This window comes from Streptomyces sp. WAC 01529 (genome assembly GCF_003945545.1).
Classification (GTDB): domain Bacteria; phylum Actinomycetota; class Actinomycetes; order Streptomycetales; family Streptomycetaceae; genus Streptomyces; species Streptomyces anatolicus.
The window spans coordinates 4,265,236-4,286,952 of sequence record NZ_CP029617.1; the positions used below are offsets into that span (position 1 = coordinate 4,265,236).

The 21,717-nt window shown below is 72.0% G+C and carries 21 protein-coding genes and 1 tRNA gene; 11 read left to right on the forward strand and 11 right to left on the reverse strand.

Annotation, left to right across the window (positions count from 1 at the left end):
* Positions 1 to 19: 19 nt before the first annotated feature.
* Entirely contained in the window at positions 20 to 418 is a 399-nt protein-coding gene (locus DMA15_RS19250) for a hypothetical protein (RefSeq protein WP_125514038.1), read from the forward strand.
* On the opposite strand, the gene DMA15_RS19255 is transcribed toward DMA15_RS19250, so the two are convergent.
* Together DMA15_RS19255 and DMA15_RS19260 are read right to left on the reverse strand one after the other, a co-directional pair.
* Entirely contained in the window at positions 403 to 1,800 is a 1,398-nt protein-coding gene (locus tag DMA15_RS19255; RefSeq protein WP_125517875.1) for an MFS transporter, read from the reverse strand. The genes DMA15_RS19250 and DMA15_RS19255 overlap by 16 nt on opposite strands.
* A 47-nt stretch (positions 1,801 to 1,847) precedes the next feature.
* A complete protein-coding gene (locus tag DMA15_RS19260; protein ID WP_125514039.1) occupies positions 1,848 to 3,131 on the reverse strand; it encodes an SGNH/GDSL hydrolase family protein in 1,284 nt (427 codons plus the stop codon).
* Between the two features lie 151 nt (positions 3,132 to 3,282).
* Between DMA15_RS19260 and DMA15_RS19265 the strand changes: the two genes are divergently transcribed.
* Positions 3,283 to 4,191 carry a LysR family transcriptional regulator gene (locus DMA15_RS19265; protein ID WP_206302771.1) on the forward strand — a complete coding sequence of 303 codons (909 nt, stop codon included), beginning with the start codon at positions 3,283 to 3,285 and terminating at the stop codon, positions 4,189 to 4,191.
* Between the two features lie 296 nt (positions 4,192 to 4,487).
* Here the strand turns inward: DMA15_RS19265 and DMA15_RS19270 are convergent, their stop codons facing one another.
* From DMA15_RS19270 to DMA15_RS19290, 5 genes are all read right to left on the reverse strand, one after another.
* Positions 4,488 to 4,937 (reverse strand): hypothetical protein, encoded by a 450-nt coding sequence (locus DMA15_RS19270; protein ID WP_240659854.1) that lies wholly within the window; start codon positions 4,935 to 4,937, stop codon positions 4,488 to 4,490.
* Between the two features lie 110 nt (positions 4,938 to 5,047).
* Entirely contained in the window at positions 5,048 to 6,031 is a 984-nt protein-coding gene (locus DMA15_RS19275; protein ID WP_125514040.1) for an SGNH/GDSL hydrolase family protein, read from the reverse strand.
* An 82-nt stretch (positions 6,032 to 6,113) separates the two neighbouring features.
* Positions 6,114 to 7,310 carry an abortive phage infection protein gene (locus tag DMA15_RS19280; RefSeq protein WP_125514041.1) on the reverse strand — a complete coding sequence of 399 codons (1,197 nt, stop codon included), beginning with the start codon at positions 7,308 to 7,310 and terminating at the stop codon, positions 6,114 to 6,116.
* Positions 7,311 to 7,439: 129 nt separating this feature from the next.
* Positions 7,440 to 7,805, reverse strand: coding sequence for a PH domain-containing protein (locus tag DMA15_RS19285; protein WP_125514042.1), 366 nt, complete (start codon positions 7,803 to 7,805; stop codon positions 7,440 to 7,442).
* Positions 7,806 to 7,891: 86 nt separating this feature from the next.
* Positions 7,892 to 11,722: a BTAD domain-containing putative transcriptional regulator gene (locus tag DMA15_RS19290; RefSeq protein WP_125514043.1), complete on the reverse strand. Its 3,831-nt coding sequence runs from the start codon at positions 11,720 to 11,722 to the stop codon at positions 7,892 to 7,894.
* A 116-nt stretch (positions 11,723 to 11,838) separates the two neighbouring features.
* Here DMA15_RS19290 and DMA15_RS19295 point away from each other — a divergent pair, with 116 nt between their 5' ends.
* From DMA15_RS19295 to DMA15_RS19310, 4 genes are all read left to right on the forward strand, one after another.
* A complete protein-coding gene (locus tag DMA15_RS19295) occupies positions 11,839 to 12,501 on the forward strand; it encodes an SDR family oxidoreductase (protein ID WP_125514044.1) in 663 nt (220 codons plus the stop codon).
* 4 nt (positions 12,502 to 12,505) lie between these two features.
* The gene (locus DMA15_RS19300; protein WP_125514045.1) at positions 12,506 to 13,738 is read left to right on the forward strand and encodes an MFS transporter; all 1,233 of its coding nucleotides are present in this window, start codon (positions 12,506 to 12,508) and stop codon (positions 13,736 to 13,738) included.
* Positions 13,739 to 14,239: 501 nt separating this feature from the next.
* On the forward strand, positions 14,240 to 14,695 hold the full coding sequence (locus DMA15_RS19305) for a DUF5994 family protein (RefSeq protein WP_125514046.1): 456 nt from the start codon (positions 14,240 to 14,242) through the stop codon (positions 14,693 to 14,695).
* 75 nt (positions 14,696 to 14,770) lie between these two features.
* Complete coding sequence (locus DMA15_RS19310; protein ID WP_240659855.1) at positions 14,771 to 14,974, forward strand: hypothetical protein; 204 nt, start codon at positions 14,771 to 14,773, stop codon at positions 14,972 to 14,974.
* A gap of 466 nt (positions 14,975 to 15,440) precedes the next feature.
* Here DMA15_RS19310 and DMA15_RS19315 read toward each other — a convergent pair whose 3' ends face one another.
* Complete coding sequence (locus tag DMA15_RS19315; RefSeq protein WP_125514047.1) at positions 15,441 to 16,298, reverse strand: NAD(P)H-dependent oxidoreductase; 858 nt, start codon at positions 16,296 to 16,298, stop codon at positions 15,441 to 15,443.
* A 154-nt stretch (positions 16,299 to 16,452) separates the two neighbouring features.
* Between DMA15_RS19315 and DMA15_RS19320 the strand changes: the two genes are divergently transcribed.
* Positions 16,453 to 17,334: a helix-turn-helix transcriptional regulator gene (locus DMA15_RS19320; RefSeq protein WP_125514048.1), complete on the forward strand. Its 882-nt coding sequence runs from the start codon at positions 16,453 to 16,455 to the stop codon at positions 17,332 to 17,334.
* Positions 17,335 to 17,353: 19 nt separating this feature from the next.
* On the opposite strand, the gene DMA15_RS19325 is transcribed toward DMA15_RS19320, so the two are convergent.
* Positions 17,354 to 17,983: a DUF4232 domain-containing protein gene (locus DMA15_RS19325; protein ID WP_125514049.1), complete on the reverse strand. Its 630-nt coding sequence runs from the start codon at positions 17,981 to 17,983 to the stop codon at positions 17,354 to 17,356.
* Between the two features lie 344 nt (positions 17,984 to 18,327).
* Between DMA15_RS19325 and DMA15_RS19330 the strand changes: the two genes are divergently transcribed.
* The gene (locus tag DMA15_RS19330) at positions 18,328 to 18,786 is read left to right on the forward strand and encodes a hypothetical protein (protein WP_125514050.1); all 459 of its coding nucleotides are present in this window, start codon (positions 18,328 to 18,330) and stop codon (positions 18,784 to 18,786) included.
* Between the two features lie 159 nt (positions 18,787 to 18,945).
* On the opposite strand, the gene DMA15_RS19335 is transcribed toward DMA15_RS19330, so the two are convergent.
* Positions 18,946 to 19,016: transfer RNA gene (locus tag DMA15_RS19335), tRNA-Gly, on the reverse strand.
* Between the two features lie 299 nt (positions 19,017 to 19,315).
* Here DMA15_RS19335 and DMA15_RS36725 point away from each other — a divergent pair.
* From DMA15_RS36725 to DMA15_RS19345, 3 genes are all read left to right on the forward strand, one after another.
* Positions 19,316 to 19,474 (forward strand): hypothetical protein, encoded by a 159-nt coding sequence (locus DMA15_RS36725; RefSeq protein ID WP_164551788.1) that lies wholly within the window; start codon positions 19,316 to 19,318, stop codon positions 19,472 to 19,474.
* A gap of 98 nt (positions 19,475 to 19,572) precedes the next feature.
* Positions 19,573 to 20,148, forward strand: a complete 576-nt coding sequence (gene dcd, locus DMA15_RS19340; RefSeq protein ID WP_125514051.1) for a dCTP deaminase — start codon at positions 19,573 to 19,575, stop codon at positions 20,146 to 20,148.
* A gap of 8 nt (positions 20,149 to 20,156) precedes the next feature.
* A complete protein-coding gene (locus DMA15_RS19345) occupies positions 20,157 to 20,654 on the forward strand; it encodes a phosphoribosyltransferase (protein WP_125514052.1) in 498 nt (165 codons plus the stop codon).
* Between the two features lie 77 nt (positions 20,655 to 20,731).
* Here the strand turns inward: DMA15_RS19345 and DMA15_RS19350 are convergent, their stop codons facing one another.
* Positions 20,732 to 21,673: a Yip1 family protein gene (locus DMA15_RS19350; protein WP_125514053.1), complete on the reverse strand. Its 942-nt coding sequence runs from the start codon at positions 21,671 to 21,673 to the stop codon at positions 20,732 to 20,734.
* Between the last annotated feature and the right edge of the window lie 44 nt (positions 21,674 to 21,717).

The following is a 21,717-nucleotide window of genomic DNA, read 5'->3' on the forward strand; positions in this document are numbered from 1 at the left end:
GGCACAGAAGGGACCCGTCATGGCACACGCCGCTCCCCTCCACCCGATGCGCCACCGCTCCAGGGCGGCGGCGACTCCCGCCGCCCGCTGGGCCGGACTCGCCCTGCTCATGGGCGTCGTCTACGGCCTCTGGGCCTGCGCCATCCGGCGCGACGGCGGACCGATCACCACCGGCAACGTCCTGTTCGGCGTCGTCAGCGGCCTCGTCTTCGCCGCCCTGATGATCGCCGTGCACCGTGTGGCGCCCACGCTCCCCCGCGAGCTGCGCGCCCTGTCCTGGGCGGCGTTCGCGGGGGTCACCTTCGGCTTCCTCTACAGCCTGGCCGGGGCGAGCGTGCTGCGCTGCACGGCCATGGCGCTGGCGGTCGCCGCGGGCGTCTTCGCGGTGACGTTCTACCGGTACTACACCACCGAGTGAGCACGCCTCTCCCCGCGCCACAGCCGGTGCGCCGCGAGCAGTGAGGCGGCTAGCACCAGCGCCGAGTTGACGGCGACCGCCAGGCTCAGCCCGGAGAGCACCGCCTCCGGGGCGGCGGCCGTGCCCGCTTCCGTCCGGGCCGCCACGATCGCGCTCATCACCGGGATGCCGAGGGTGATGCCGACCTGCTGGGTCATCGTGGCGAGCCCGGTCGCCAGGCCCTGCTCGGAGTCCGGGAGACCGGACGTGGCCGTCACCATGAAGGCGACGATCATCAGCATGTTGCCGACGCCACCGACGAAGGACGCGGCCAGGACCAGCCAGATCCACCCGCCCGAGGTGCCGAGCGCGAGGAGGGAGGCCGTGGCGGCGGCCTGGACGACGCCTCCGCCGAGGATCGTGGCCCGCCCGCCGAACCGGCTCACCGCCCGCCCGCCCAGCATCCCCCCGGCCACCGTGCCGAGGCCGAGCACACCGAAGGCCAGACCGGTCGCGAGCGCCGAGTAGCCGAGGACCTCCTGGAGGTAGAGCGTCAGGAGGAAGACCAGCGAGGTCTCCGTGGCGAAGGCGATGAGCCCCGCCGCGTTGCCCCAGATCACCGTGGGGCGCCGCATGATGCGTACGGGAATCAGCGGCGCCGCCGACCGCCGCTCCACGAACCAGAACGCGACGAGCAGCGCCCCGCCCGCGACCAGCGAGGTGAGCGCCACCGGGTCGCCCCAGCCGCTCTCGCCAGCCCGCGTCAGCCCGTACACCACGGCCAGCAGACCGCCCGTCACGGTCACCGCGCCCGGCACGTCGAGCCGGTGCCTGCACACGATCCGCGAGTCGGTGAGCAGGGCGGGCGCGAGGGCGACGACGGCCGCCGCGACCGGCACGTTGATGAGGAAGGCCCAGCGCCAGGAGAGCAGGTCGGTGAGGAGCCCACCGAGGAGTGCCCCGGTGGTGAAACCGGCGGACATGAGCGCCCCGTTGAGCCCGAGCGCCCGGTCCCGCCGCGGACCCTCGGGGAACGCCGTGGTGAGCAGCGAGAGCCCCGCCGGGGTGACGGCCGCGGTCGCCAGCCCCTGCAACACCCGTGCCGTGAGAAGGACTTCAGGCGTGGTCGCGAGGCCGCCCAGCGCCGAGGAGAGGCCGAGGAGCGCCATGCCGCCGATGAAGATCCGCTTGCGCCCGAAGAGGTCGGCGACGCGCCCGAGGAGCAGCGTGAAGCCCGCCGCGGCGAGCGCGAAGGCGGTCGCGATCCACTGGAGGTGGGAGAGGGAGAAGCCGAGCCCCTCCCCGACGACGGGGAGGGCGACGTTCAGGATCGAGAAGTCGACGGCGACCATGAACTGCGACCCGAGCAGCAGCACGAGGACGAGCCGCTGCCGACGAGTCATCCGGGCGGCGCCGCCACGGGCGCCCTCGGGCGCTTTCAGACCGGTGCTCACAGCTCCTCCAGCTCGACCGCGCGGGCCATGGCCCGGTAACCGGCGTCGTTCGGGTGCAGGTGGTCGCCGCTGTCGTACGCGGGGGCGATCCGCTCCGGGTCGGCGGGGTCGGCGAGGGCCTTGTCGAAGTCGACGTACGCGTCGTACTCGCCGGAGGTGCGCACCCACGTGTTGAACTCGTCGCTCACCGCGGCGGCGTGCGGCCCGTAGTGGTCGGAGCCGCCGAGCGGGAGCAGCGTCGCGCCGACGACCCTCAGGCCCTTGGCGCGGGCCTCGCGGATCAGTTTCCGGTGGCCGTTGATGAGCTGGCGGGCGGAGACGGTCGGGGCGGGCTTGTAGGTGGGCTTGTCGGTCTCGCCGAAGCCGATGTCGTTGACGCCTTCGAGGACGACGACCGTGCCGACGCCGGGCAGGTCGAGGGCGTCCCGCGCGAAGCGGCCCACGCCCTTCTCGCCGTACCAGGCGGAGTCGTTGAGGACCATGTTGCCGCCGATCCCGGCGTTGAGGACGGGCCGCTGGTCGCCCGCATCGGCGAGGCGTTCGGCGAGGGCGTCGGACCAGCGGCGGTCGCGGTCGGTGGAGGAGGCGAAGCCGTCGGTGATGGAGTCGCCGAAGAGGACGACGCCGTCCCGCGCGGCGGGCCGCGGGCCGCTGACGTCGACGCCCGTGAGGTAGTACCAGGACTCGGTGGACTCGTCGAAGGCCCCGGCGCCGGTGTCGCCGGTGTGATCGCCGTCGGCGCGGTAGCTGGTGGCGAAGGCCTGGGAGTGGAAGGTGGCGGGCCCGGTCGTGCCGGAGAGGTGGAGCGTGACGGTCACGGACTCGAACGCGTCGAGCTCCAACCCCGCCGCGTCACTGGCGAGCCGCCCCCCGGCGGGGATGGTGGCGGCCCGTTTCCCCCCGCCGAAGGTGAGCCGCCGCACCGAGCCTTCCTCGACGGCCGCGCCCTTCTTCGTACGGGCGACGGTGGCGCTCTCGATGCGCAGGGGTGAGGCGCCGTACGCGTTGGAGAGCCGGATGCGGGCTCTGGTGCCGCCCTCGGTGACGCGGACGACCTGGCGCAGGGTCTGGCGGTCGAATCCGGCCTCGGACCAGTTGGGCTTGAAGCCGGTGCTGGGCCGCTGCGGGGAGGCGGCCCAGGCGGCGGCCCACCCGCCCTTGGGGGCGTGAATCTCGTTCTGAGCCTGGGCCTGGGCACCGGTCAGGGTGACCCCGGCGGTGAGGGCGAGTGCGGCGGCGGTGGCCGCGGTGACGACGGAGATACGGGCACGCGAAATCATCGAAGGCTCCCGGGAGTTGGGGTGGAGGACCGGTCCGGCGTCCGCGCCGGACCGACACCCCAAAGATCCGCCGAACCCGATGGTCCATCAACGACGATCCGTGAAACGATCTGCGCGCCACGCTTATCGACGCAGGTCACAGGGGGTACGCATGGAACGGCAGGAGCTGGAGACCTTCCTGACGCTGGCCGAGGAACTGCATTTCGGCCGCACCGCCGAGCGCCTCCTGCTCTCCCAGGCGAGGGTCAGCCAGACGCTGAAGAAGCTGGAGCGCAAGATCGGCGCCCCGCTCTTCGAGCGCACCAGCAGGGTGGTGCGGATGTCACCGCTGGGGCGGCAGTTGTACGAGGACGTGGCGCCGCTCCACGCCCAGATGGAGGCGGCGGTGGCCCGCGCGAAGGACGCGGCGCGGGGCGTGGAGGGCGAGCTGCACGTGGGCTTCCTCGGCTCGGGCGCGGGGTCGCTGACGGCGTCGATCCTGGCGACGTTCCGGGAGCGCTGTCCCGGGTGCGAGGTGACGATGCGGGAGACGCAGTTCCGGGACCCGCTGGGGGCGCTGCGCGCCGGCGAGATCGACCTGCTCTTCACCTGCCTGCCGGTCCAGGAGCCGGATCTGGCCGTGGGCCCCGTCGTCATCGAGGAACCCCGGCTCCTCGCGATGCCGCTGGGCCACCCGCTCGCGGGCCGCGCGTCGGTCTCCCTGGAGGAGATGGCGGGCGAGACGTTCTTCGGCGTCGTCAACAGCGCGCCCGCGTACTGGTGGGACTTCCATGTACCGCCGCGCACGCCGAGCGGCCGCGAGATCCGGCGGGGCCAGGCGGTGGCGACGTTCCAGGAACTGATGACGCTGATCGCCACGGGCCAGGGAATCTCTCCGGTAATCGCCTCCGTGGAGCGGTATTACGCACGTCCTGACGTGACCTTCGTCCCCCTGCGGGATGTTCCGGCGGCGGAGGTGGCGCTGATTCATCGCGCGGGCGCGGTGCCGGCTCGCGTGGCGGCGTTCATCCGTGCGGTTGCCGACTCGGTCGCCGCGAACGGGGGCCCTGCCCGGTTCTGACGGCTCCCAGGTGCGGGTCGTTCGTGGCTGGCCGCGCAGTTCCCCGCGTTGTCTGGCGGGGCGCCTTGAGGGTTTTCGCCCGTGCGGGCCGTTCGTGGCCGGTCGCGCAGTTCCCCGCGCCCCTTACGGGGCGCCCCTGTCGGGGCACTGAGAAGCGCCCCGAAGGGGCGCGGGGAACGGCGCGAGCAACCACGGTCAAACGCGCACGTGAAGGACGGCCCCTTCAGGGGCGCGGGGAACTGCGCGACACGCCACAGCCCACCCGCACCCGAAATCCGCCCACGTACCGCCCGACGTCAGGGCCCCGCACTGTCGGGCCGGTCCGTGCACAGCGCCCAGATGACGAAGACGCCGATCGCGATGGAGATGAACGCCCAGACCGGCGTATACGGCAGCCACAGGAACTGCGCCACGATCCCCAGCGCCGCCAGCGCCACGCCCGTCGCCTTCGCCCAGCTCGCGCCCTTGAGGATGCCCCAGCCCGTCACCGCGATGACGATGCCCAGGACCAGGTGGATCCAGCCCCACGTGGTGAGGCTGAACTTGTAGACGTAGTCGCCGATACGAGCGTAGACGTCGTCCTTCGCGATGCCCGCGATCCCCGCGAAGATGCCGAGGAGCCCGTTCACCAGCATCAGCACACCGGCGAAGAGGGTGCCGCCGGTGGTCCACACGTCCTCGTCGCCGCCACCATGGTGCGGCTTCCCGTGCTCCGGCCTGCCGTGATGCTCGGTCGCGCTGCTCATGGCCAGCCACCCCATCTCTCGCTGTCAGGACTCACAGCGTGTGACGGTCCGCCCGGGGCAGCGACCGGTGTTACTGCAAACGGGTGACCCGAAGCCCCCACCGGGCGGGGCTACGACGCATCGGCCACCGCCCGCGTGATCGCCGCCGCGATCCGGCGGATGCCCGGCGAACGCACCGGACAGGGCCGGGACTTGGGCGTGGTCGGCGCCAGACAGAAATGCAGGGGGTCATCGCTCCGGTGCAGAGCCGTCCGCCCCCGCGCCCCCTCGGTGCAGTACGCCGGGTTCTTCGTCTCGTACGCCGTACACGGCAGCGTCTCCGCCCACGTGTACCGCGCCGACGCGGGGGCGACCGCGCGCCCCGCGTCGGCGACGAGGCCGCCCGAGGCGCGGGCCTGCGCCTCGTAGATGCCGTTGACGCGGCGCACCCGGTCGGGAGTGATCGGGTCGGGACCCTGGAGGACCCACACGATGCGGGGCCGGTCCGCGCCCCCGGCGGCCGCGTTGATCTGCCCGGCCAGCGCACGCGCGTCCGCCGCGTACCGGTCGAAGTACTTCTGGCGCGCCTTGTCGTACGTGATGCCGTCCATGCACGGCGTATAGCCCCACGCGTTGCCCCAGAACTGGAGCACCACGTAATCCGGCCGCTCGGCACGCACGAGCGCGGCGGCCTTGTCCTTGTCGGGGACGAGGGAGCGCTTGCCGGTGCCGTCGAGGTAGTCGCAGAGGGTGGTACCCGAGTAGGGCGCGCTGCGGTAGCGGGCGCCGAGGTCGCGCTTGAGCTGCGCGCCGAGGACGTCCTGGTTCTCCATGGCGAGGGAGTCCCCGAGGTAGAGCACCTTCGGCTCCTTCATCCGGGGCTTCTCCGCGACCCGCTGCCGGGTGGTGGAGGTCGGGGCGGGCGAGCGGGAGCCGGAGCCGGCCGAGTCGGGACGCCCCGCGCCACCGGGGTCTTTGGACACCTGGCCCCCCGGCACGGGCGCGGCGGCCGGGGCCTCACCCCCGGACCCGGGATCACCGCACGCCCCCAGCAGCAACACGGCCGCCAGCGCCCCCGCCCCCGAGGCCGTACCCACACTCCACCGCTTGCGCATGCGGCAACTCCCGCCCCAGACAGCCGAAATGGGCACCAGGCAAACACATGCGCGACGGCAGGGGAAGTGGGTGGCGCGCCAACTACCGTCGGGCCCGGGAGCCGTGTGCGGCCCGCGCGAAGTGGCGGGCCAGCGCGCGGAAGGACTCCTTCGGCTCCCAGTGCCAGGGCGATTCGGGGTCGTCGGGGCGGTCCCTGACCGTCTTGGTGAGGCTGTAGCCCGCCATGTCGAGGTCGTGTCGCCGCTCGGGGTGGTGCGGGGCGTCGGGGGTGACGAAGTTGTAGACGAGGGCCGCGTGCAGGCCCATGGCCTCGAAGGCGCCGAAGACGTCGAGGAGGTACGCGGCCTGCGTGCCCTCGCTCCGCTTCAGGTCGCCGATGATCTCCGGGGGCCGCTTGTCGTAGTCCACGACGTCGTGCCAGCCCATGCCGCCGCGCTCGGGCGCCCCTTCGTACGTACACGTCCCGCACTCGGTGATCGCCACCGGCTTGCCCCAACGGCGGTACGGCGTCAGCTCCTTGATGTAGGCGTCGCGGGTCGGGTGGTACGCGTAGTAGTTGACGCTGACGAGGTCGAAGAGGGACCAGTCGACGTCGTCCTCGTGTGCGGCGCCGTAGGTGAGCGGCCCCCGGAAGACGGAACGGCCGGTCTTCGCGGCCCGCGCGATGAACGCGCGGAGCTTGCGGACCATGGCCTGGGGGTCGTAATTCCCCTTGAGGATGTTCTCGACGCGCTCCACGGCGTTGGCGCCGGGCACGATCCCGGGAACGTACAGCAGGAACTCGCACCCCACACTGAGGCACACGCGCGCCCCCTGGCGGCGCATCCGCTCGGCGTGCCGGCCGGTCTCCGCGAGGTGATCGAGGATGTCGCTCTCCGGTACGTCGCCCAGGCGCGGCTGGAGCCAGACGTGCAGCCCGCGCTCGGCGGCCTCGGAGGCGGTGGCGGCGAGGCGTTCGACGCCGTCGCCGAAGACGGAGACGGTGGTGGCGTGCAGGTCCTGCCTGATCGCGCGCAGGTCGGCGCGCATGCGGGCGGGGGCCCAGCGGGTGGCGTGGGACTCACCGTCCACGACTTCGTAGCAGACGCCTCGGTGGGCGAGGCCGCGAGCGCCGGCAGGGGCTTCCCTCGCCGTCCGTGCGGCCTCGGCGGACCCGGTGGCGGCGGCGACCCCGGTGGGGGTGGCGGCCGACGCGGAACCGCCCGCCACGGCCACCGCGACCGCTCCCGCTCCTGCCCCTGCGATGAACCGGGCTCTGCTGATCGCTTCGTTACGCACTGCGCCTCCCGTGGTGTCGGACCACCAGCCTGGCGATCCGACACGACGGGGCCATCGGCCGAAGGTCTACCCGGCCCTGGCCGAAGGGAGGTTCACGGAAGGACGACGGAACAACGGCACAACGAGGGGCTAGCGGGCCACGAACTGCGTGAGGATGGCCTGTACCTCGTAGATGTCGACGCCCTTGGTGAAGGTCTTCTGCAGCGGCGTCGGGTTGCCGGAGATCCAGATCTTCAGCTCCGCGTCGAGGTCGAAGTGTCCGGCCGTCTCCACCGAGAAGTGCGTGATGCTGCGGTACGGCACCGAGTGGTACTCGACCTTCTTGCCGGTTATCCCCTGCTTGTCGACCATGATCAGCCGACGGTCGGTGAACAGCATGGTGTCGCGTATCAGCGTGTACGCGGCGTGCACCTGCTCGCCGTGCCCGAGCAGACGGGCGTAGTCGCCCTGCGCCTTCGCCGGGTCGACGGTGTGCGCGTTTCCGAAAAGTGCCATGTAAGGCCCCCCACTCGATGATCACCTCGGGTGGTGATCGATCCCCATTCCCCGTGTCCCGGACCGAGCCACGGGATCGGACCACCCTAACCGGGAGGGGCGGGGATACGGGGGTGGGGCAGTTCGCCGGGTGGGAGTTCCGCGCCCCGCGCGAAGGCGTCGGCGAAGGCGGCCTCGCCGAGGGCAGCCTTCGCGGCGGCCGTGGCGCGGTCGACGTCGCCGCGTTCGGCGGGCGGCAGCGGGGCGCCCACGCGGCGGCGGGCCGCGTCGGCGGCGCCGAGGAGCAGGGCGGCGTGTTCGGCGCCGCCGGTCTCCCGCGCTCCGGCGAGGGCGGCCGCACCGGCGAGGCCTTCCAGGGAGAGGGCGAGGGCGCGTGGTTCGGCGAGGGTGCGGGCGATCTCCAGACCGAGGAGGTGCTCGGCCTCGGCGCGGGCGCGGTCGCCGCGGAGTTCGGCGACGAAACCGAGTTCCGCGTGGAGCAGGTGGTCGCCGACGGGGGAGGAGACGTCGGCGTGGCGGTCGCGGATGCGCAGGAGATACGACTCGGCGGCGTCGAGGTCTCCGGCGCGGCGGGCGCCGAGGGCGAGGCCCATCTCGGCGTGGATCTCGCCGTACCGGTAGCCCTGGGCGACGGCGAGGTCCCGCGCCTGCTCGTGCAGTTCGCGGGCGCGCTGCCACTCCTTGGTGAGGAGGGCGAGTCGCCCGAGCCCGGAGAGCCGAGCGGCGACCTCGGCCTCAAGCCCCAGCTCCCGGGCGATGCGGAGCCCCTCGTCCTGGCGGCGGGCGGCTTCTTCGTAATCGCCCTTGATCTCGGCGAGTACGGCGAGCGGGGTTACGGTCTGCAACTCGCCCCACCGATCCCCGAGTTCGGCGAAGAGCGCGGCGGCGCGGAGCCCATCGCGGGGGATCGTGCCGAGGTCCCCCCGGATCAACGCGTGCATGGCCCGCAGGGAGAGCGAGGCGGCGGCCCCCCACAAGTCCCCACTCTCCTCGGCGCCCCGGAGCGCGCACGAGTTCACTTCCTCACTACGGGTCTGCTCTCCGGCGCTGAAGAGGGCGTAGGCATAGAGCCAGAGGAGCCGGGCACCCACGTGGCGGACGTCATCGGGGTCCGCGCTCGCGCGGGGAACGGTGCGCTCAGCCACGTCATACCCGCAGGATTCGGCGGGTTGGTCCCCGTCAGGGGCGCGGGGAACGGCGCGCTCAGCCCCATCGAACCCGCAGAAGGCCACCGGGCCAGCCCCCTCAGGGGCGCGAGGAACTGCGCGACCAGCCCCATCGAACCCGCAGGATTCGGCGGGTTGGTCCCCGTCAGGGGCGCGGGGAACGGCGCGCTCAGCCCCATCGAACCCGCAGAAGGCCACCGGGCCAGCCCCCTCAGGGGCGCGAGGAACTGCGCGACCAGCCCCATCGAACCCGCAGATATCCACGGAAGAGACCCCACCCACCCCACAGCCCCCGGCACAGGAACAGATACCGCCACCGCCCCAGGCGCCCCCGCCAGAACCGGTGAGCAACGCAAACGCCCCCCAAAGCACCCGGAGTTCAGCACCCCCCACCCCGAGCCGCCCCACCTCAGAGAGATAACGGCGAGCCTCCGCAAGGCGGCCGCGAAGCAGCCACCACCAAGCCAGCGCCACCCCCAACCGCCCCGCCACGTCCCCGGACCCGAACCCGGACCCGGACCCGAATCCGGACCCGGACCCCCCGCGCACCGCCTCCTCCAACGCCGCCCGGAGATTGCCCGCCTCGGCATCGAGCCGAGCGAGCCACTCCCGCTGACCGCCCCCGCGAAGGTACGGCTCGGCCCGCTCGGCGAGGGCGAGGTAGTAGCGCAGGTGACGTTCCCGTACGCCCCGAAGATCCTCCATCTCCCGCAACCGCTCGACGGCATACGCCCCCACGGACTCCAGGAGCCGATAACGCGTGACGCCTCCAGCAGCCGCCCCCACCCCTACCCCCACTCCCGCCCGCCCCGGGACCACAACCACCAGCGACCGGCCGACGAGCCGCATCAACAGGTCAAGTACCTCCTCGCGCTCGACCCCGTCACCCGCGCACACCGCCTCCGCGGCCTCAAGCGTGCAACCGTCACGGTGGACGGCGAGGCGGCGCAGCACGATGCGTTCGGGAGCGCTGAGCAGCTCCCAGCTCCAGTCGATCACCGCGCGGAGCGTCTGCTGACGGGCGGGGGCGCCGCGCTGCCCGGAGGTGAGCAGCCGGAACCGGTCACCGAGCCGCTCGGCCAACTCCCGTACGCCGAGGCCGCGAACACGCGTGGCGGCCAGTTCGAGGGCGAGCGGTATGCCGTCGAGGCGCCGGCAGATCTCCGCGACGGCCTCCGCGTCGCCGGGATCGGCGAGGGAGAAGCCGGGGGCGGAGGCGGCGGCACGGGCGGCGAACAGGCTGACGGCGTCGTCCTCGTCCAGGGGCGCCACGAGGAACACGCCCTCGCCGGTGAGGCCGAGCGGCTCCTGACTGGTGGCGAGGACACGAAGCCCGGGCGCGGTGCGCAGCAGCGTGTCGGTGAGGTGAGCGGCCTGCTCGACGACCTGTTCGCAGTTGTCGAGGACGAGGAGCATGTGCCGGTCGCGCAGGGCGGCGGCGAGACGTTCGAGGGGCCCGCCGTCGGCGCCGGGCGCGGGCACGCCGGAGGGCGCGTCATCGCGAAGCCCCAGCACACCGGCGACGGCCTCGGCGAGACCATCGACGCCACTACCGTCCGGGCCCCCGCGCAGCCCGGCGAACTCCACGAGCCACACGCCATCGGCTACAGCGCCCTCACCGCCACCGCCACCTCCCCCGGCAACCCGCCCCGCGACTTCAACAGCGAGCCGAGTCTTCCCCACCCCTCCGGCCCCGGTGAGGGTCACCACCCGGGCCCGCTCCAGGAGGCCCTGAACTTCACGAACGGCCGACTCCCGTCCGAGGAGAGGAGTGAGCGGGGCGGGGAGATTACTGCCGCGCCCCACGGCCGTCGCCGACACCTGCGCCGCCCCGCCACCAGTCCCAGGCACCGGATCCTGTCCCTCCCGCCGAGGAGAGGCCTGCGGTGCGCCGGTGGAGGAGGCCGGGACTGCGCCCTGCCCCACGCGGGCCGGAGGATCCTGCGTCGAGCCGCCACCCGGGCGAGGCACCGGACCCCGGCCCGCCCTAACACCCGGGGCAAGCCCAGGATCCTGCCGAAGAATCCCCGCATGCAACGCGGCCAGCTCCGGCCCCGGATCAACCCCCAACTCCCGAGCCAGCCGCCCCCGCAACTCCTCATAGGAAGCCAACGCCTCCCCCTGCCGCCCCGCGAGGTAAAGGGCCCGCATCTGCAAGCCCCGCAGCCGCTCCCTCAGCGGATACCGAGTCACAAGATCCGTCAACTCCCCGGTGAGCAACGCATGGTCCTCCGCCGCCAGCCGCGCCTCCCCCTGCTCCTCAAGCACCGCCAGCCGCTGCTCGGCCAACCGCTGCGCTGACGCTCGTACGAACTCCTCGTCGGCGAAATCGGCGTAAGCGGGCCCGCGCCACAACTGAAGCGCCTCGCCGAGGAGTTCGGCCCGCACCCGAGGGTCACCCTGGAGCCGCGCTTCCCCCACCAGCTCACGGAAGCGGAACGCATCCACAAAGTCCCCGGCCCCAGCCCCGGCCCCCGCCTCCACCCGGAGCCGGTAACCGGCGGCCTCGTACACCACCCGGTCGCGCCCGATCGCGCGCCGCAGCTGGGAGACCTTGGACTGAAGGGCGTTGGCGGGTCTGCCGGGCGGCCGGTCGCCCCAGAGGTCGTCGATGAGCCGGTCGGCGGAGACCGGCCGCCCCTCGTGCACCAGAAGGTCGGCGAGCAGCGCCCGGACCTTCGCCTCGGGAACCCTCACCGGCTCTCCGTCACCGTCCCACACAGCCAGTGGACCGAGCACCCCGAACCGCATGTGGATCACCGTACACACGCCCGAACGACGGCCTGGCGCCGACCGTCGGCGAACCGTCAGCGGGCCGTCAGCGGACCCCCAGCGCCTCCGAAGCCCCCTCAAGAAGAGTCATCCGCATGCCCAAGTACGAGAACCGGAAAGCCGTGGTCATCGGTGGCACGACCGGCCTCGGCCTCGCCATCGCCAAACGGCTGGTCGAGGGCGGCGCCGAGGTCCTGCTGACCGGCGACCGGCCGGCGGACCTGGCGGAAGCCGCCGAGGAGGTGGGCCCCCGGGCCCACATCATCCGCTGGCCCCCGCCGCCTCGGGGGCAGGCCGAGGATCTGCCCCCCAAGGCCGACGCACCGCTGGCCCGCGAGACCGACGCACTGGCGCGCGAGACCGACGTACGACTGACCCACGAGACCGACGTACGACTGACCCACGAGACCGACGTACGACTGACCCGCGAGGCCGACGCACAGCTGACCCGGAACACCGAGGCACGGCTCGGCCGCATCGACCTCCTCTTCGTCCACGCGGAGACGGAACTGCCCGTACCGCCCCCGCCCGCCCTGCTCCGACTCCTCCGCGAGGGCGGCTCCGTGATCCTCACCGCCGCGTCCGCGGACCCGGCGACCAACTCCCTCGCCCCCTTGATCCGCTGCCACGGCACGGCCGACGACGCGGCCCGAACGGCACTCGGCCTGGCGGCGGCGACCTCACTTACGCCGACTGCCCCACGCACACGTACCGCCCCTCACACACGTACCGCCCCTCGTACGCCCGAAAGGACCTGACCCCATGCCCACGGAGACACACACGAGGACCCCGCACCCGCCAACCCCCCAGACAAACCCCCCGCACCCCCAGAAACTCCCCCTGCCCGCCCTACTGGCACTGGCCACGGCCGTGTTCATCACCAGCCTGACCGAGACGCTGCCCGCGGGCCTGCTGCCCGCCATGAGCGCCGACCTGGGCGTGAGCGAGTCCGCGACAGGCCAGACCGTCACGGTCTACGCCATCGGCACCGCGCTCACCGCGATACCGCTGACGGCGGCCACATCGGGCTGGCGCCGGAAGCGACTGCTCCTCATGGCGATGGCAGGCTTCGCGGCAGCGAACACCGTCACGGCGGTCTCGGGCAACTACACCCTCACGATGGCCGCCCGTTTCCTCGCGGGCGTGGCCGCGGGCCTGGCCTGGGCGCTGCTCGCCGGGTACGCCCGTCGGATGGCACCCGTCCACCTCCAGGGCAAGGCCATCGCGATCGCGATGGCGGGCATCCCCGTGGCGCTCTCACTCGGCGTACCGGCAGGCACATTCCTGGGCAAGGTGGTCAGCTGGCAGGTGGCGTTCCTGGCCATGACGGGCCTCACGGCGGGCCTGCTCGCGTGGATCGCGGCGCTCGTACCCGACTACCCCGGGCAGCCGCGCGGGGCGACGCCCCCGATGCTGCGGACGCTGCGCGTGCCGGGCGTGACGCCGGTCCTGTTCGTCACGCTGGTGTTCGTCCTCGCGCACACGGTCCTCTATACGTACATCGCGACGTACCTCGACGGACTCGGCATGGGCGGCTCGACCGACCTGGTGCTGCTGGTCTTCGGCGCGGCGTCCCTGCTCAGCATCTGGCTCGTGGGCGCCCTGATCCACCACAGGCTGCGCGCGCTGATGCTGGCGGCGGTACTGCTCGTGGGCGTGGCGGCGGCGGTGTTGGCGGTGTTCTCCGGGGCCCCGGTACTCGTGTACGCGGCGGTGACGCTGTGGGGCCTGGGCTGGGGCGGCGCGCCGACCCTCCTGCAGACCGCGGCGGGCGACGCGGGCGGTGAGGCGGCGGACACCGCGCAGGCCATGCTGGTCACGCTGTGGAACGTGGCCATGGCTGCGGGCGGAGTAGCGGGCGGCCTCCTCCTGAACCTCTCCGGCACCGAGTCTTTCCCCTGGACCATCCTGCTCCTCCTCATCCCGGTCCTCCTGACGGTTCTCGCCTCCCGGACCCACGGGTTTCCCGCGAAGCGGGTTGCTGCCGGAACGTGAAGGGCGGGCGGGGCGCGGACCGCATACGGCGGAGGAGAGCCTGGGCGGATCCCGGCGGCGTAGGGCTCATTCGCGCCGAACTGGCCTCAGCGCGGCCGCCGTTCACTGCCGCGCAGGAGTACGGTTGACCGTAGGCAGGGCATGTCGCACGCCGGTACCCAGACCGGCCTCGCTCTCGCGCGCCGGCCCGCATCTCGCGCTCCGCCCGGCGCGGGCCCACCCACCAGGACCCCCAGTCCGCGCCGGCGTCCCACCGCACGGCGCCCCCCGATTCCGGCCCCCGGCCATACGGGGAACCCGGCACCGAAGCCACCACCGCACCGGCCCCCGCCCGCACCGGGAGCCGAACCCACGACCCCACCCCACTCACCCCACCCCACCTCACTCACCCCACCCGCTCCACTCACCCCACCTGTTGGACAGGGGCAGCCCAGGACCCCGGCCGCGCCGCGAGCCACGAGTACCTCCGACCGTCCCTCTTCCTCTCAGGAGCACACCCCCATGACCGCCGCCCTTCAGCAACCGCCGCCGCCCTCCCACCCCCTGCTCCGCCTGACCCTGGCCGCCCGCCTCGGCGGCGCCCCGCGCCGGATCGACGGAGCGTGGTGGCCCAGGTCGCACGACCTGCTCGTCGAACTCCCGCTCCTGTTGGCCGGGTTGCCCGCCGCCTGGGGAAACATCACCGCCGTCACCGTGAACGCGCCCGCCTGGTCCCCGTCCCCCGGCCGCCTCCTCGTCGCCAACCAACTCGTACGGCTGCGCAGGACCGACACCAGGGCGGACTCCAGGGCGGACCCCACGACGGATCCCAGGACCGACCTCAGGCCCGAGACCCCGCACGCCCCCTCCACCATCTGCCTCCTGACCCCCGGCCGAGGACGCTGGGACCTGCTCGTCGTACCGCCGGAGACCCTGGAGGCCAGCGCTGAATCGGCCATGGCGACCGCCGCGGAGTGAAGCTCTGCCCACAGGTCTGAGATGATCGGGGCCCGTACGTAGGGCCCCGTGGGGGTCCGACCAGGTGGGGTGGGGATGTCGATGATGGTGTTGCTGCTCAGCATGGGGGTGCTGATCGCGGCGGCGGGCCTCGGGGCCGTCGTATGGGCCGCGCGGGGCGGCCCGCGCTGGGTCCACGGCGTGGCCAAGGCGACGACTGTCGCAGCGGAGTTGGCCGCGTCGGCCACCAAGAAGAGCCGCCGCGGCGACAACAACAACGGCGCGGACTCCGTCATGTGACGTGAGCCGACCCGACGGGACGCGAACCGACGCGACGCGACGCGGCACGAGCTGACGCGACGCGACCCGACCTGACCCGATCCGACGCGGCCCGAGCTGACGCGACGCGGCCCGAGCCGGTGAGACCGGACCCGGCCCGAGCCGACCCGAACCGACGCGACGCGAGCCGGTGTGACCGGACCCGACCCGAGCCGACGCGACCCGAGCCAACGACCCGGCCTGACTCGACCTGACCCGACCCGACCCGAGCCGACGGCCTGACTCGACCCGACCCGAGCCGACGGCCTGGCCCGACTCGACCCGGCCCCACCCAACCCGACGCCCCGGCGCGCGAGTCGGCATGCACCCGCCTCCCCGCAGCCCCACCGGACCGCCGATTTCGGCACGGAAGCCGGACCTTAACGGCCCCGCGACGTCACCGGATCCGCTGCCGCGAGAGCGGGCCTCGCCCCCCCGCGACGATCCCCTACGACACAGGGGCGGCCCCACGGCCCGCCCGCCGCACCCCCCGCCCCACCCCCCGGTGCAACCCCAACCCACTGACCCCCGGCTCCTCAACGCCCTCCAACAGCCGCATGTCATGGTCGTAATCCCCGCCGACGAGCGAGCGGAACGGCACCGGGTCCTCCGTGAACAGACCGTCGAGCCGCGCCCCGTACTCCCGCCGCGCCGCCGCGAACCGCTCTTCCGGCAGCTCATTGGCGCCGTACACCGCGAAAGGCGCCAGCGGCGCCATGCCGGTGAACCAGAACAACCCGTGCTGAAGCGGATGCAGCACGTCCGCGAGCTGCCCGTGGATCCCCCGATCCGAGAACGACGTCTCCCGCGCGCCCACCGTCACCGAGATCAACGCCCGCCGCCCCGCGAGCACGCCCTCGCTGTAGGGCGGCGGCACCGCGGGCCCGTACGCGAACCCGGCCGTGAAGACACGGTCGATCCACCCCTTGAGGATCGCGGGCGCCGAGAACCACCACAGCGGAAACTGCAGTACCACCGCATCCGCCCACCGCACCTTCTCCTGCTCCGCCGCCACATCCGGCGTCAACCGCCCCGCGAGCGTCGCCTCCTCGGAGGCAGCCATGACACGCAGCCGCGGACGGGCACCGGCAGCAACGCCCCCGCTCCCACCCTCGTACGCCTCACCCGAAGGAAAATCGCCGGCATCCACCGTCGCCTTCCACTTCATCGCATACAGATCGGACACCCGCACCTCATGCCCGGCGGCACGCAAGTGACCGACCGCGAAATTGGTCAACGCCCCGTTGAGGGAGCGGGGTTCGGGATGGGCACTGACGACAAGAACCTTCTTCACGTCTACGTTCATGGGGCCACGCTCTCCCGGCCACGCGCCCCCAGCCATCCCCCCACCCAGCGGCGGAACCTCATTCCTGGTACCACCAGGCCCACCCACGCCCACCCACGCGCACCCCGCCCCACGGACCGAAACCGGCGCCCCCCGGGGGCCCATACTTGATCGCATGGAGACTCCCGGCCCGGAACTCGGCACCTTCCTGCGCGCCCGCCGGGCCCGAGTCACCCCCGAGGCCGTCGGGCTCCCGGCCGGTCCCCGCCGCAGAGTGCGCGGCCTGCGCCGCGAGGAGCTGGCCCAGCTGGCAGGCATCAGCGTCGACTATTACGTACGTCTCGAACAGGGCCGCGCCACCCAGCCGTCCCCGGAAGTGCTCGACGCCCTCGCCAGGGCGCTCGGTCTGGACATGGCGGAACGCGGGCACCTCATGACCCTGGCGACGGCCGAGCACGCCCCCGCGCCGACGGCCAGGGTGAGCCCGCTGCTGCGCCGCGTTTTGGACGCGGTAGCCGACGGCTTCCCGGCGTTCGCGACGGACCACCGCCTCGACGTCGTCGCCTGGAACGACCTCGGCGCCGAACTCCTCGGCGGCCTCGCCGACCCGCCCCGCCGCGACCGCAACAACGCCAGATACCTCTTCCTGGACCCCGCCTCCAGGGACGTACACCCGGAGTGGCCCGACCGCGCGGCCGAAGCCGTGGGCCAGCTCCGAGTAGCCGCCGGCCGCCACCTGAACGACACACAGCTCAAGTCACTAATCGCCGAACTGCACTCCAACAGCGCGGAGTTCCGGCGCATCTGGGCGACCGGTGAGGTGGTGATGTGCGCGGCGGGCACCAAACGGCTGCGCCACCCGGAGACGGGGACGCTCACGCTGGACTTCGAGAGCCTGCACGTACCGGCGGCGCCCGGTGAGACGGGGCTGGTCGTGCACGTGTTCGGCGCGGCGGAAGGCACGGAGGCGGCAGCGGCGCTGACCCGCCTCACGAGACGGCTCGCGAGCACCACAGAGCGCCGTACGAGGAGCCACACGACGACCCCAGCCGACTGACGAATCACCCACTCACGCCTCAGAAGTCATCGGCGCCGTTCCGCAGCTCGTACGTCCAGTAGCCGGTCGCCCACTTCGCCGGATCCACGGCGACACCACTCTCACCCGGAGCCTTGACGGCGGTCATGCCGCCCCCGCCCTGGAGGGTGACGGAGAACCCGGTGACGACCTCGTTCTCCTCGTCGACGCCACCGTCGGAGAGCCTCACCAGCGCGTACGCCGGGGCCCCCGCTTTGAGGACAACGGCCGTGGCGGGCTTGCTCTTGGCGACCGGCGGCACGTTCTCCCGGTGGCTCTCCAGGAACTGGATCTCCGGGTAGCCGGTCATCGTGCAGCTGTGCCCCGAGGTGTTCTTCGCGGTCAGGACGATGTGGGTGTAGGGCGGCCCGTTGTGGCGGGCGGCACTGAGGGAGAGGTCCTTGGCGGCGCAGGCGGGGGCGGCGCCGTGGGCAGCGGCGTCGGCGGCAGCCCCACTCCCCCCACCCGAGGAAACGGAAACGGTCCCCCCATCCCCACCAGCCCCACCACTCCGACTCACTCCCGCAGCCTTGACCCCGGTGCCATCCCCACCGCACGCGGTGAGCGACAGGGCGAAGACGGCGGCGCCGGTCGCGGCGACAACGGTGGTGCGACTACGGAACGTACGCATGGGAGTTCCCCCGAAAAGGTAAGGACGGTGACAAGGACGCGAGCAGGACCCGGCGTGAAACCGCCCCGCCCCCGACCCGGCCTGACCTGCTGACACCACGAGTCTGCCCCGCCCCGCTCACGTCCCACTGCCGCCCGACTCACGTCCCCCTGCCGCCCGGCCCCTCCCGGCTCTAGGCGCGGGGCCGTGGTGAACCGGTGGACGGCGTACGTCAGAACCAGAATGAAATCGGTCGCCACCCAGAACGCGACGACCAGACCGGCCTCGGACGGCCCAGCCAACGGCCCTGTCATAGCCGATCAGACGCGTGTACCCTGCCGGACCGCTGATCATATGGGGGCCTCATGGACGCAGGGGTTGCAGCCGTTGTCGGTGGCGCGATCGGCGCGGGCGGCGCATGTCTCGCAGCGCTCATCGCGCTACGTGCTGCCCAGCACACAGCAGACCAGCAGCGCCGATCAACGCACGAGCAGTGGCTACGGCAGACGCGACGTGACACATACGCGCAATTGCTGGCAGAAGCGATGTCGATCAGCAACCTGTTCGAACGAGCTGAGCCGGGTACCGTAGACCCTTTGCCTGACACGGTCACTGTCGAGCAACACCTAGCTGCCCTCCTCATCGAGGCGCCTCAAGCAGTGCATCCTGCGGCTGGAGCGATCGCCGAAGCCTTGGAGAGGCAGATGCGCCTTCATGCGTCCGCCGGCCCTTCCGAGCGTGAGACGAACCGCAGAATCTTCTACGACGCGGTCCACGAGTTCATCGAAGCCAGTCGGTTGTCCCTGCATGATCCGGCCGATTGAACGGCATAGGGGCGCCAGCATGACGGGAGGTCGGCGGAGCGGGTTCGGCCGGTGCGGCGCGTGCTCGCCCCGTCGGCGCCGGTACCTTCTCGACGGCCGGCCCGTCGAGTGGGGGGAAACAGAGAACCCCCGGGCCCATGGCCCAGGGGTTCGAAGAAGAGCGGGTGACGAGAATCGAACTCGCACTCTCAGCTTGGGAAGCTGATGTTCTACCACTAAACTACACCCGCGAAACGTCCCGCCGGAAGCGGTGTCGTAACGTCGCACACTCTACCTCATCACGGGCCCCGGGCGCTCTCGCCGCGGGGCCCGCGTGCTGTGTGGGAGGGGGATGCGCCGTGCGGGGGGAGGGAGTTGGGGCGTACCGTGGGCGCACCGTCGATGGGTGGCTCGGTGCGGTCGTGCCGCCTGGAGTGGCGTCCCTTTCGTGTCGTAATGTGGGGGTTCGTCGAGGGCTCGGGGACGAAACAGTGCCGAGCGCTCAGGCGACAGTGGCACACGGCTTTTGGGGAAGGGACTCGAGGACTTGATGGACCGCACCGTCGTCCGATGTGCCGAAGGGCACGTCTTCAGCACCGCGTCGTTCCCGATGCAGCAGGCGGACCGGCTCGGTCCCGGCCGGCTCATCCGGTGTCCGCGCTGCGCCCGGCTCCGGCACGCGGTGCCGGTCGCCCTGCAGAAGCGGTAGGGCCAGGCCCGAAACTCCGCGAGCGGGAAGAGAGCGCGCGACGTCCCCACGGTCGACGAGATTGTGGTGGGCCCGCGCGCTCTGCGTATCCTCGGTGCGTGCTTCTCTCAGACAAGGACATCCGGGCCGAGATCGACTCCGGACGGGTGCGGATCGACCCGTACGACGAATCCATGGTGCAGCCCTCGAGCATCGACGTGCGGCTGGACCGCTACTTCCGGGTGTTCGAGAATCACCGCTACCCACACATCGACCCCTCCGTGGAGCAGGCCGATCTGACGCGGCTCGTGGAGCCCGAGGGCGACGAGCCCTTCATCCTGCACCCCGGGGAGTTCGTCCTCGCCTCGACCTACGAGGTCGTCAGCCTCCCCGACGACCTCGCCAGCCGGCTGGAGGGCAAGTCCAGCCTCGGGCGGCTCGGGCTCGTCACGCACTCCACCGCCGGGTTCATCGACCCGGGGTTCAGCGGACACGTGACCCTTGAGCTGTCGAACCTCGCGACCCTGCCGATCAAGCTCTGGCCGGGCATGAAGATCGGGCAGCTCTGTCTGTTCCGGCTGACCTCGCCCGCCGAGGAGCCCTACGGATCGGAGCGGTACGGGTCGCGTTACCAGGGGCAGCGCGGGCCGACCGCCTCCCGGTCCTTCCTCAATTTCCATCGGACACAGGTGTGAGCAGCGGTATGAGTGACGTACGCGAGAACCTTACGTACGAGAAGTTCGGCGGCGCCGTGCGCGAGCTGGCGCAGGCCATCGCCGATGACGGGTACCAGCCCGACGTCATCATCTCCATCGCCCGTGGCGGTGTCTTCGTCGCCGGTGGGCTCGCCTACGCGCTCGACTGCAAGAACATCCACCTCGTGAACGTGGAGTTCTACACGGGCGTGGGCACGACCCTCGAAATGCCCGTCATGCTCTCGCCGGTCCCCAACGCCATCGACTTCACCGATAAGAAGGTGCTCATCGCCGATGACGTCGCCGACACCGGCAAGACGCTGAAGCTCGTGCACGACTTCTGCCTCGACCACGTCGCCGAGGTGCGCTCCGCCGTCATCTACGAGAAGTCGCACTCCCTCGTGAAGTGCGAGTACGTGTGGAAGCGCACCGACGAGTGGATCAACTTCCCGTGGAGCGTCGAGCCGCCCGTCGTGAAGCGGGCGGGGCAGGTTCTCGACGCCTGACCCGAGGACATGTGGACACGTGGAGAAGGGCCCCGGCGGTTCAGTACGCCGCCGGGGCCCTTCTCCGTACGTACGGTCTAGAACGTGCCCAGCTTGATGATCGACAGGATCGCCAGGAGCTGGATCGAGGCCGCCCCCAGCGCCTTCGGCCACGGCAGGTCGTGGGACTTGCTCACCATCGTCGTCAGCAGCGCGCCCGCCGCGAGCCAGGTCGCCCAGCCGAGGAGCTGCACGAAGGGCTGGCCGCCGCCGAAGAACATCGCCACGATCACGCGCGGCGCGTCCGTCAGCGACATGATCAGCATGGAGAGGCCGACCGTCGGCTGCCAGGCGCCGTCGCCGCCGAGCTGGCGGGCGAGGGTGTGCGTGACCACGCCCAGGATGAACGCGCTGATGGTGATCGCGACGCCGGTCGTGAGGACGTACGGGACCGCCGCCGAGAGCGTGGCGTTGATCGCGTCGGAGCGGGCGTCGTCGAAGCCGAAGATCGCCAGCGAGCCGTAGAGGAACGTGACGATGACGGCCGGGACCCACATCGCGTAGTCCCGCATGTGGAGGAAGGTCGGGGCCGGGCGCAGCACGATGCCCCGCAGCAGGTCCTTCCAGTGCAGACGCGGGCCGATGGGCGCCGGGGCCTGGCCGGCGCGGTACGTGTCGCCCTGGGTGTAGGGGTCCTCGCCGATGGAGAAGGCCTGGGTGTGCCCGGGGTTGTTGGCCGCGTACGGGTCGTAGCCGCCCTGGGGGCCGTGACCGTGGCCGTGGCCCTGGTCGCCGGGCCCGCCGAAGTACTCCGGCTCGCCGTGACCGCCGCCACCGGCCTGCGGCCACTGCTGGCCGCCGCCCCCGTACTGGGGGCCGCCACCGCCGTACTGCTGCGGGTTGGGCGGCACGGGTGGGTAGCCGTACGGCTGCTGCCCCTGGGGGGCCTGCTGACCGTACGGCTGCTGCCGCGGTTGTTGTTGCGGTCGCGCTTGCGGGGCGCGGTTGTCCCGGCCGCGTCCGATCCTGAATCCAGCCACGAATCGAACGTACCTGGTCTTACGGAGTGGGGTCGTCCCCCCTC

Bases quoted from the DNA above. Each gene is read 5' to 3' on its own strand.
- DMA15_RS19305 (WP_125514046.1), top strand. From the start codon at position 14,240: ATGACCGCCGCCCTTCAGCAACCGCCGCCGCCCTCCCACCCCCTGCTC.
- DMA15_RS19310 (WP_240659855.1), top strand. From the start codon at position 14,771: ATGTCGATGATGGTGTTGCTGCTCAGCATGGGGGTGCTGATCGCGGCG.
- DMA15_RS36725 (WP_164551788.1), top strand. From the start codon at position 19,316: ATGGACCGCACCGTCGTCCGATGTGCCGAAGGGCACGTCTTCAGCACC.
- DMA15_RS19260 (WP_125514039.1), bottom strand. From the start codon at position 3,131: ATGATTTCGCGTGCCCGTATCTCCGTCGTCACCGCGGCCACCGCCGCC.
- DMA15_RS19295 (WP_125514044.1), top strand. From the start codon at position 11,839: ATGCCCAAGTACGAGAACCGGAAAGCCGTGGTCATCGGTGGCACGACC.
- DMA15_RS19345 (WP_125514052.1), top strand. From the start codon at position 20,157: ATGAGTGACGTACGCGAGAACCTTACGTACGAGAAGTTCGGCGGCGCC.
- DMA15_RS19300 (WP_125514045.1), top strand. From the start codon at position 12,506: ATGCCCACGGAGACACACACGAGGACCCCGCACCCGCCAACCCCCCAG.
- DMA15_RS19325 (WP_125514049.1), bottom strand. From the start codon at position 17,983: ATGCGTACGTTCCGTAGTCGCACCACCGTTGTCGCCGCGACCGGCGCC.
- DMA15_RS19285 (WP_125514042.1), bottom strand. From the start codon at position 7,805: ATGGCACTTTTCGGAAACGCGCACACCGTCGACCCGGCGAAGGCGCAG.
- DMA15_RS19290 (WP_125514043.1), bottom strand. From the start codon at position 11,722: ATGCGGTTCGGGGTGCTCGGTCCACTGGCTGTGTGGGACGGTGACGGA.
- DMA15_RS19320 (WP_125514048.1), top strand. From the start codon at position 16,453: ATGGAGACTCCCGGCCCGGAACTCGGCACCTTCCTGCGCGCCCGCCGG.
- DMA15_RS19250 (WP_125514038.1), top strand. From the start codon at position 20: ATGGCACACGCCGCTCCCCTCCACCCGATGCGCCACCGCTCCAGGGCG.
- DMA15_RS19265 (WP_206302771.1), top strand. From the start codon at position 3,283: ATGGAACGGCAGGAGCTGGAGACCTTCCTGACGCTGGCCGAGGAACTG.
- DMA15_RS19275 (WP_125514040.1), bottom strand. From the start codon at position 6,031: ATGCGCAAGCGGTGGAGTGTGGGTACGGCCTCGGGGGCGGGGGCGCTG.
- DMA15_RS19330 (WP_125514050.1), top strand. From the start codon at position 18,328: ATGGACGCAGGGGTTGCAGCCGTTGTCGGTGGCGCGATCGGCGCGGGC.
- DMA15_RS19315 (WP_125514047.1), bottom strand. From the start codon at position 16,298: ATGAACGTAGACGTGAAGAAGGTTCTTGTCGTCAGTGCCCATCCCGAA.
- DMA15_RS19255 (WP_125517875.1), bottom strand. From the start codon at position 1,800: ATGACTCGTCGGCAGCGGCTCGTCCTCGTGCTGCTGCTCGGGTCGCAG.
- DMA15_RS19270 (WP_240659854.1), bottom strand. From the start codon at position 4,937: ATGAGCAGCGCGACCGAGCATCACGGCAGGCCGGAGCACGGGAAGCCG.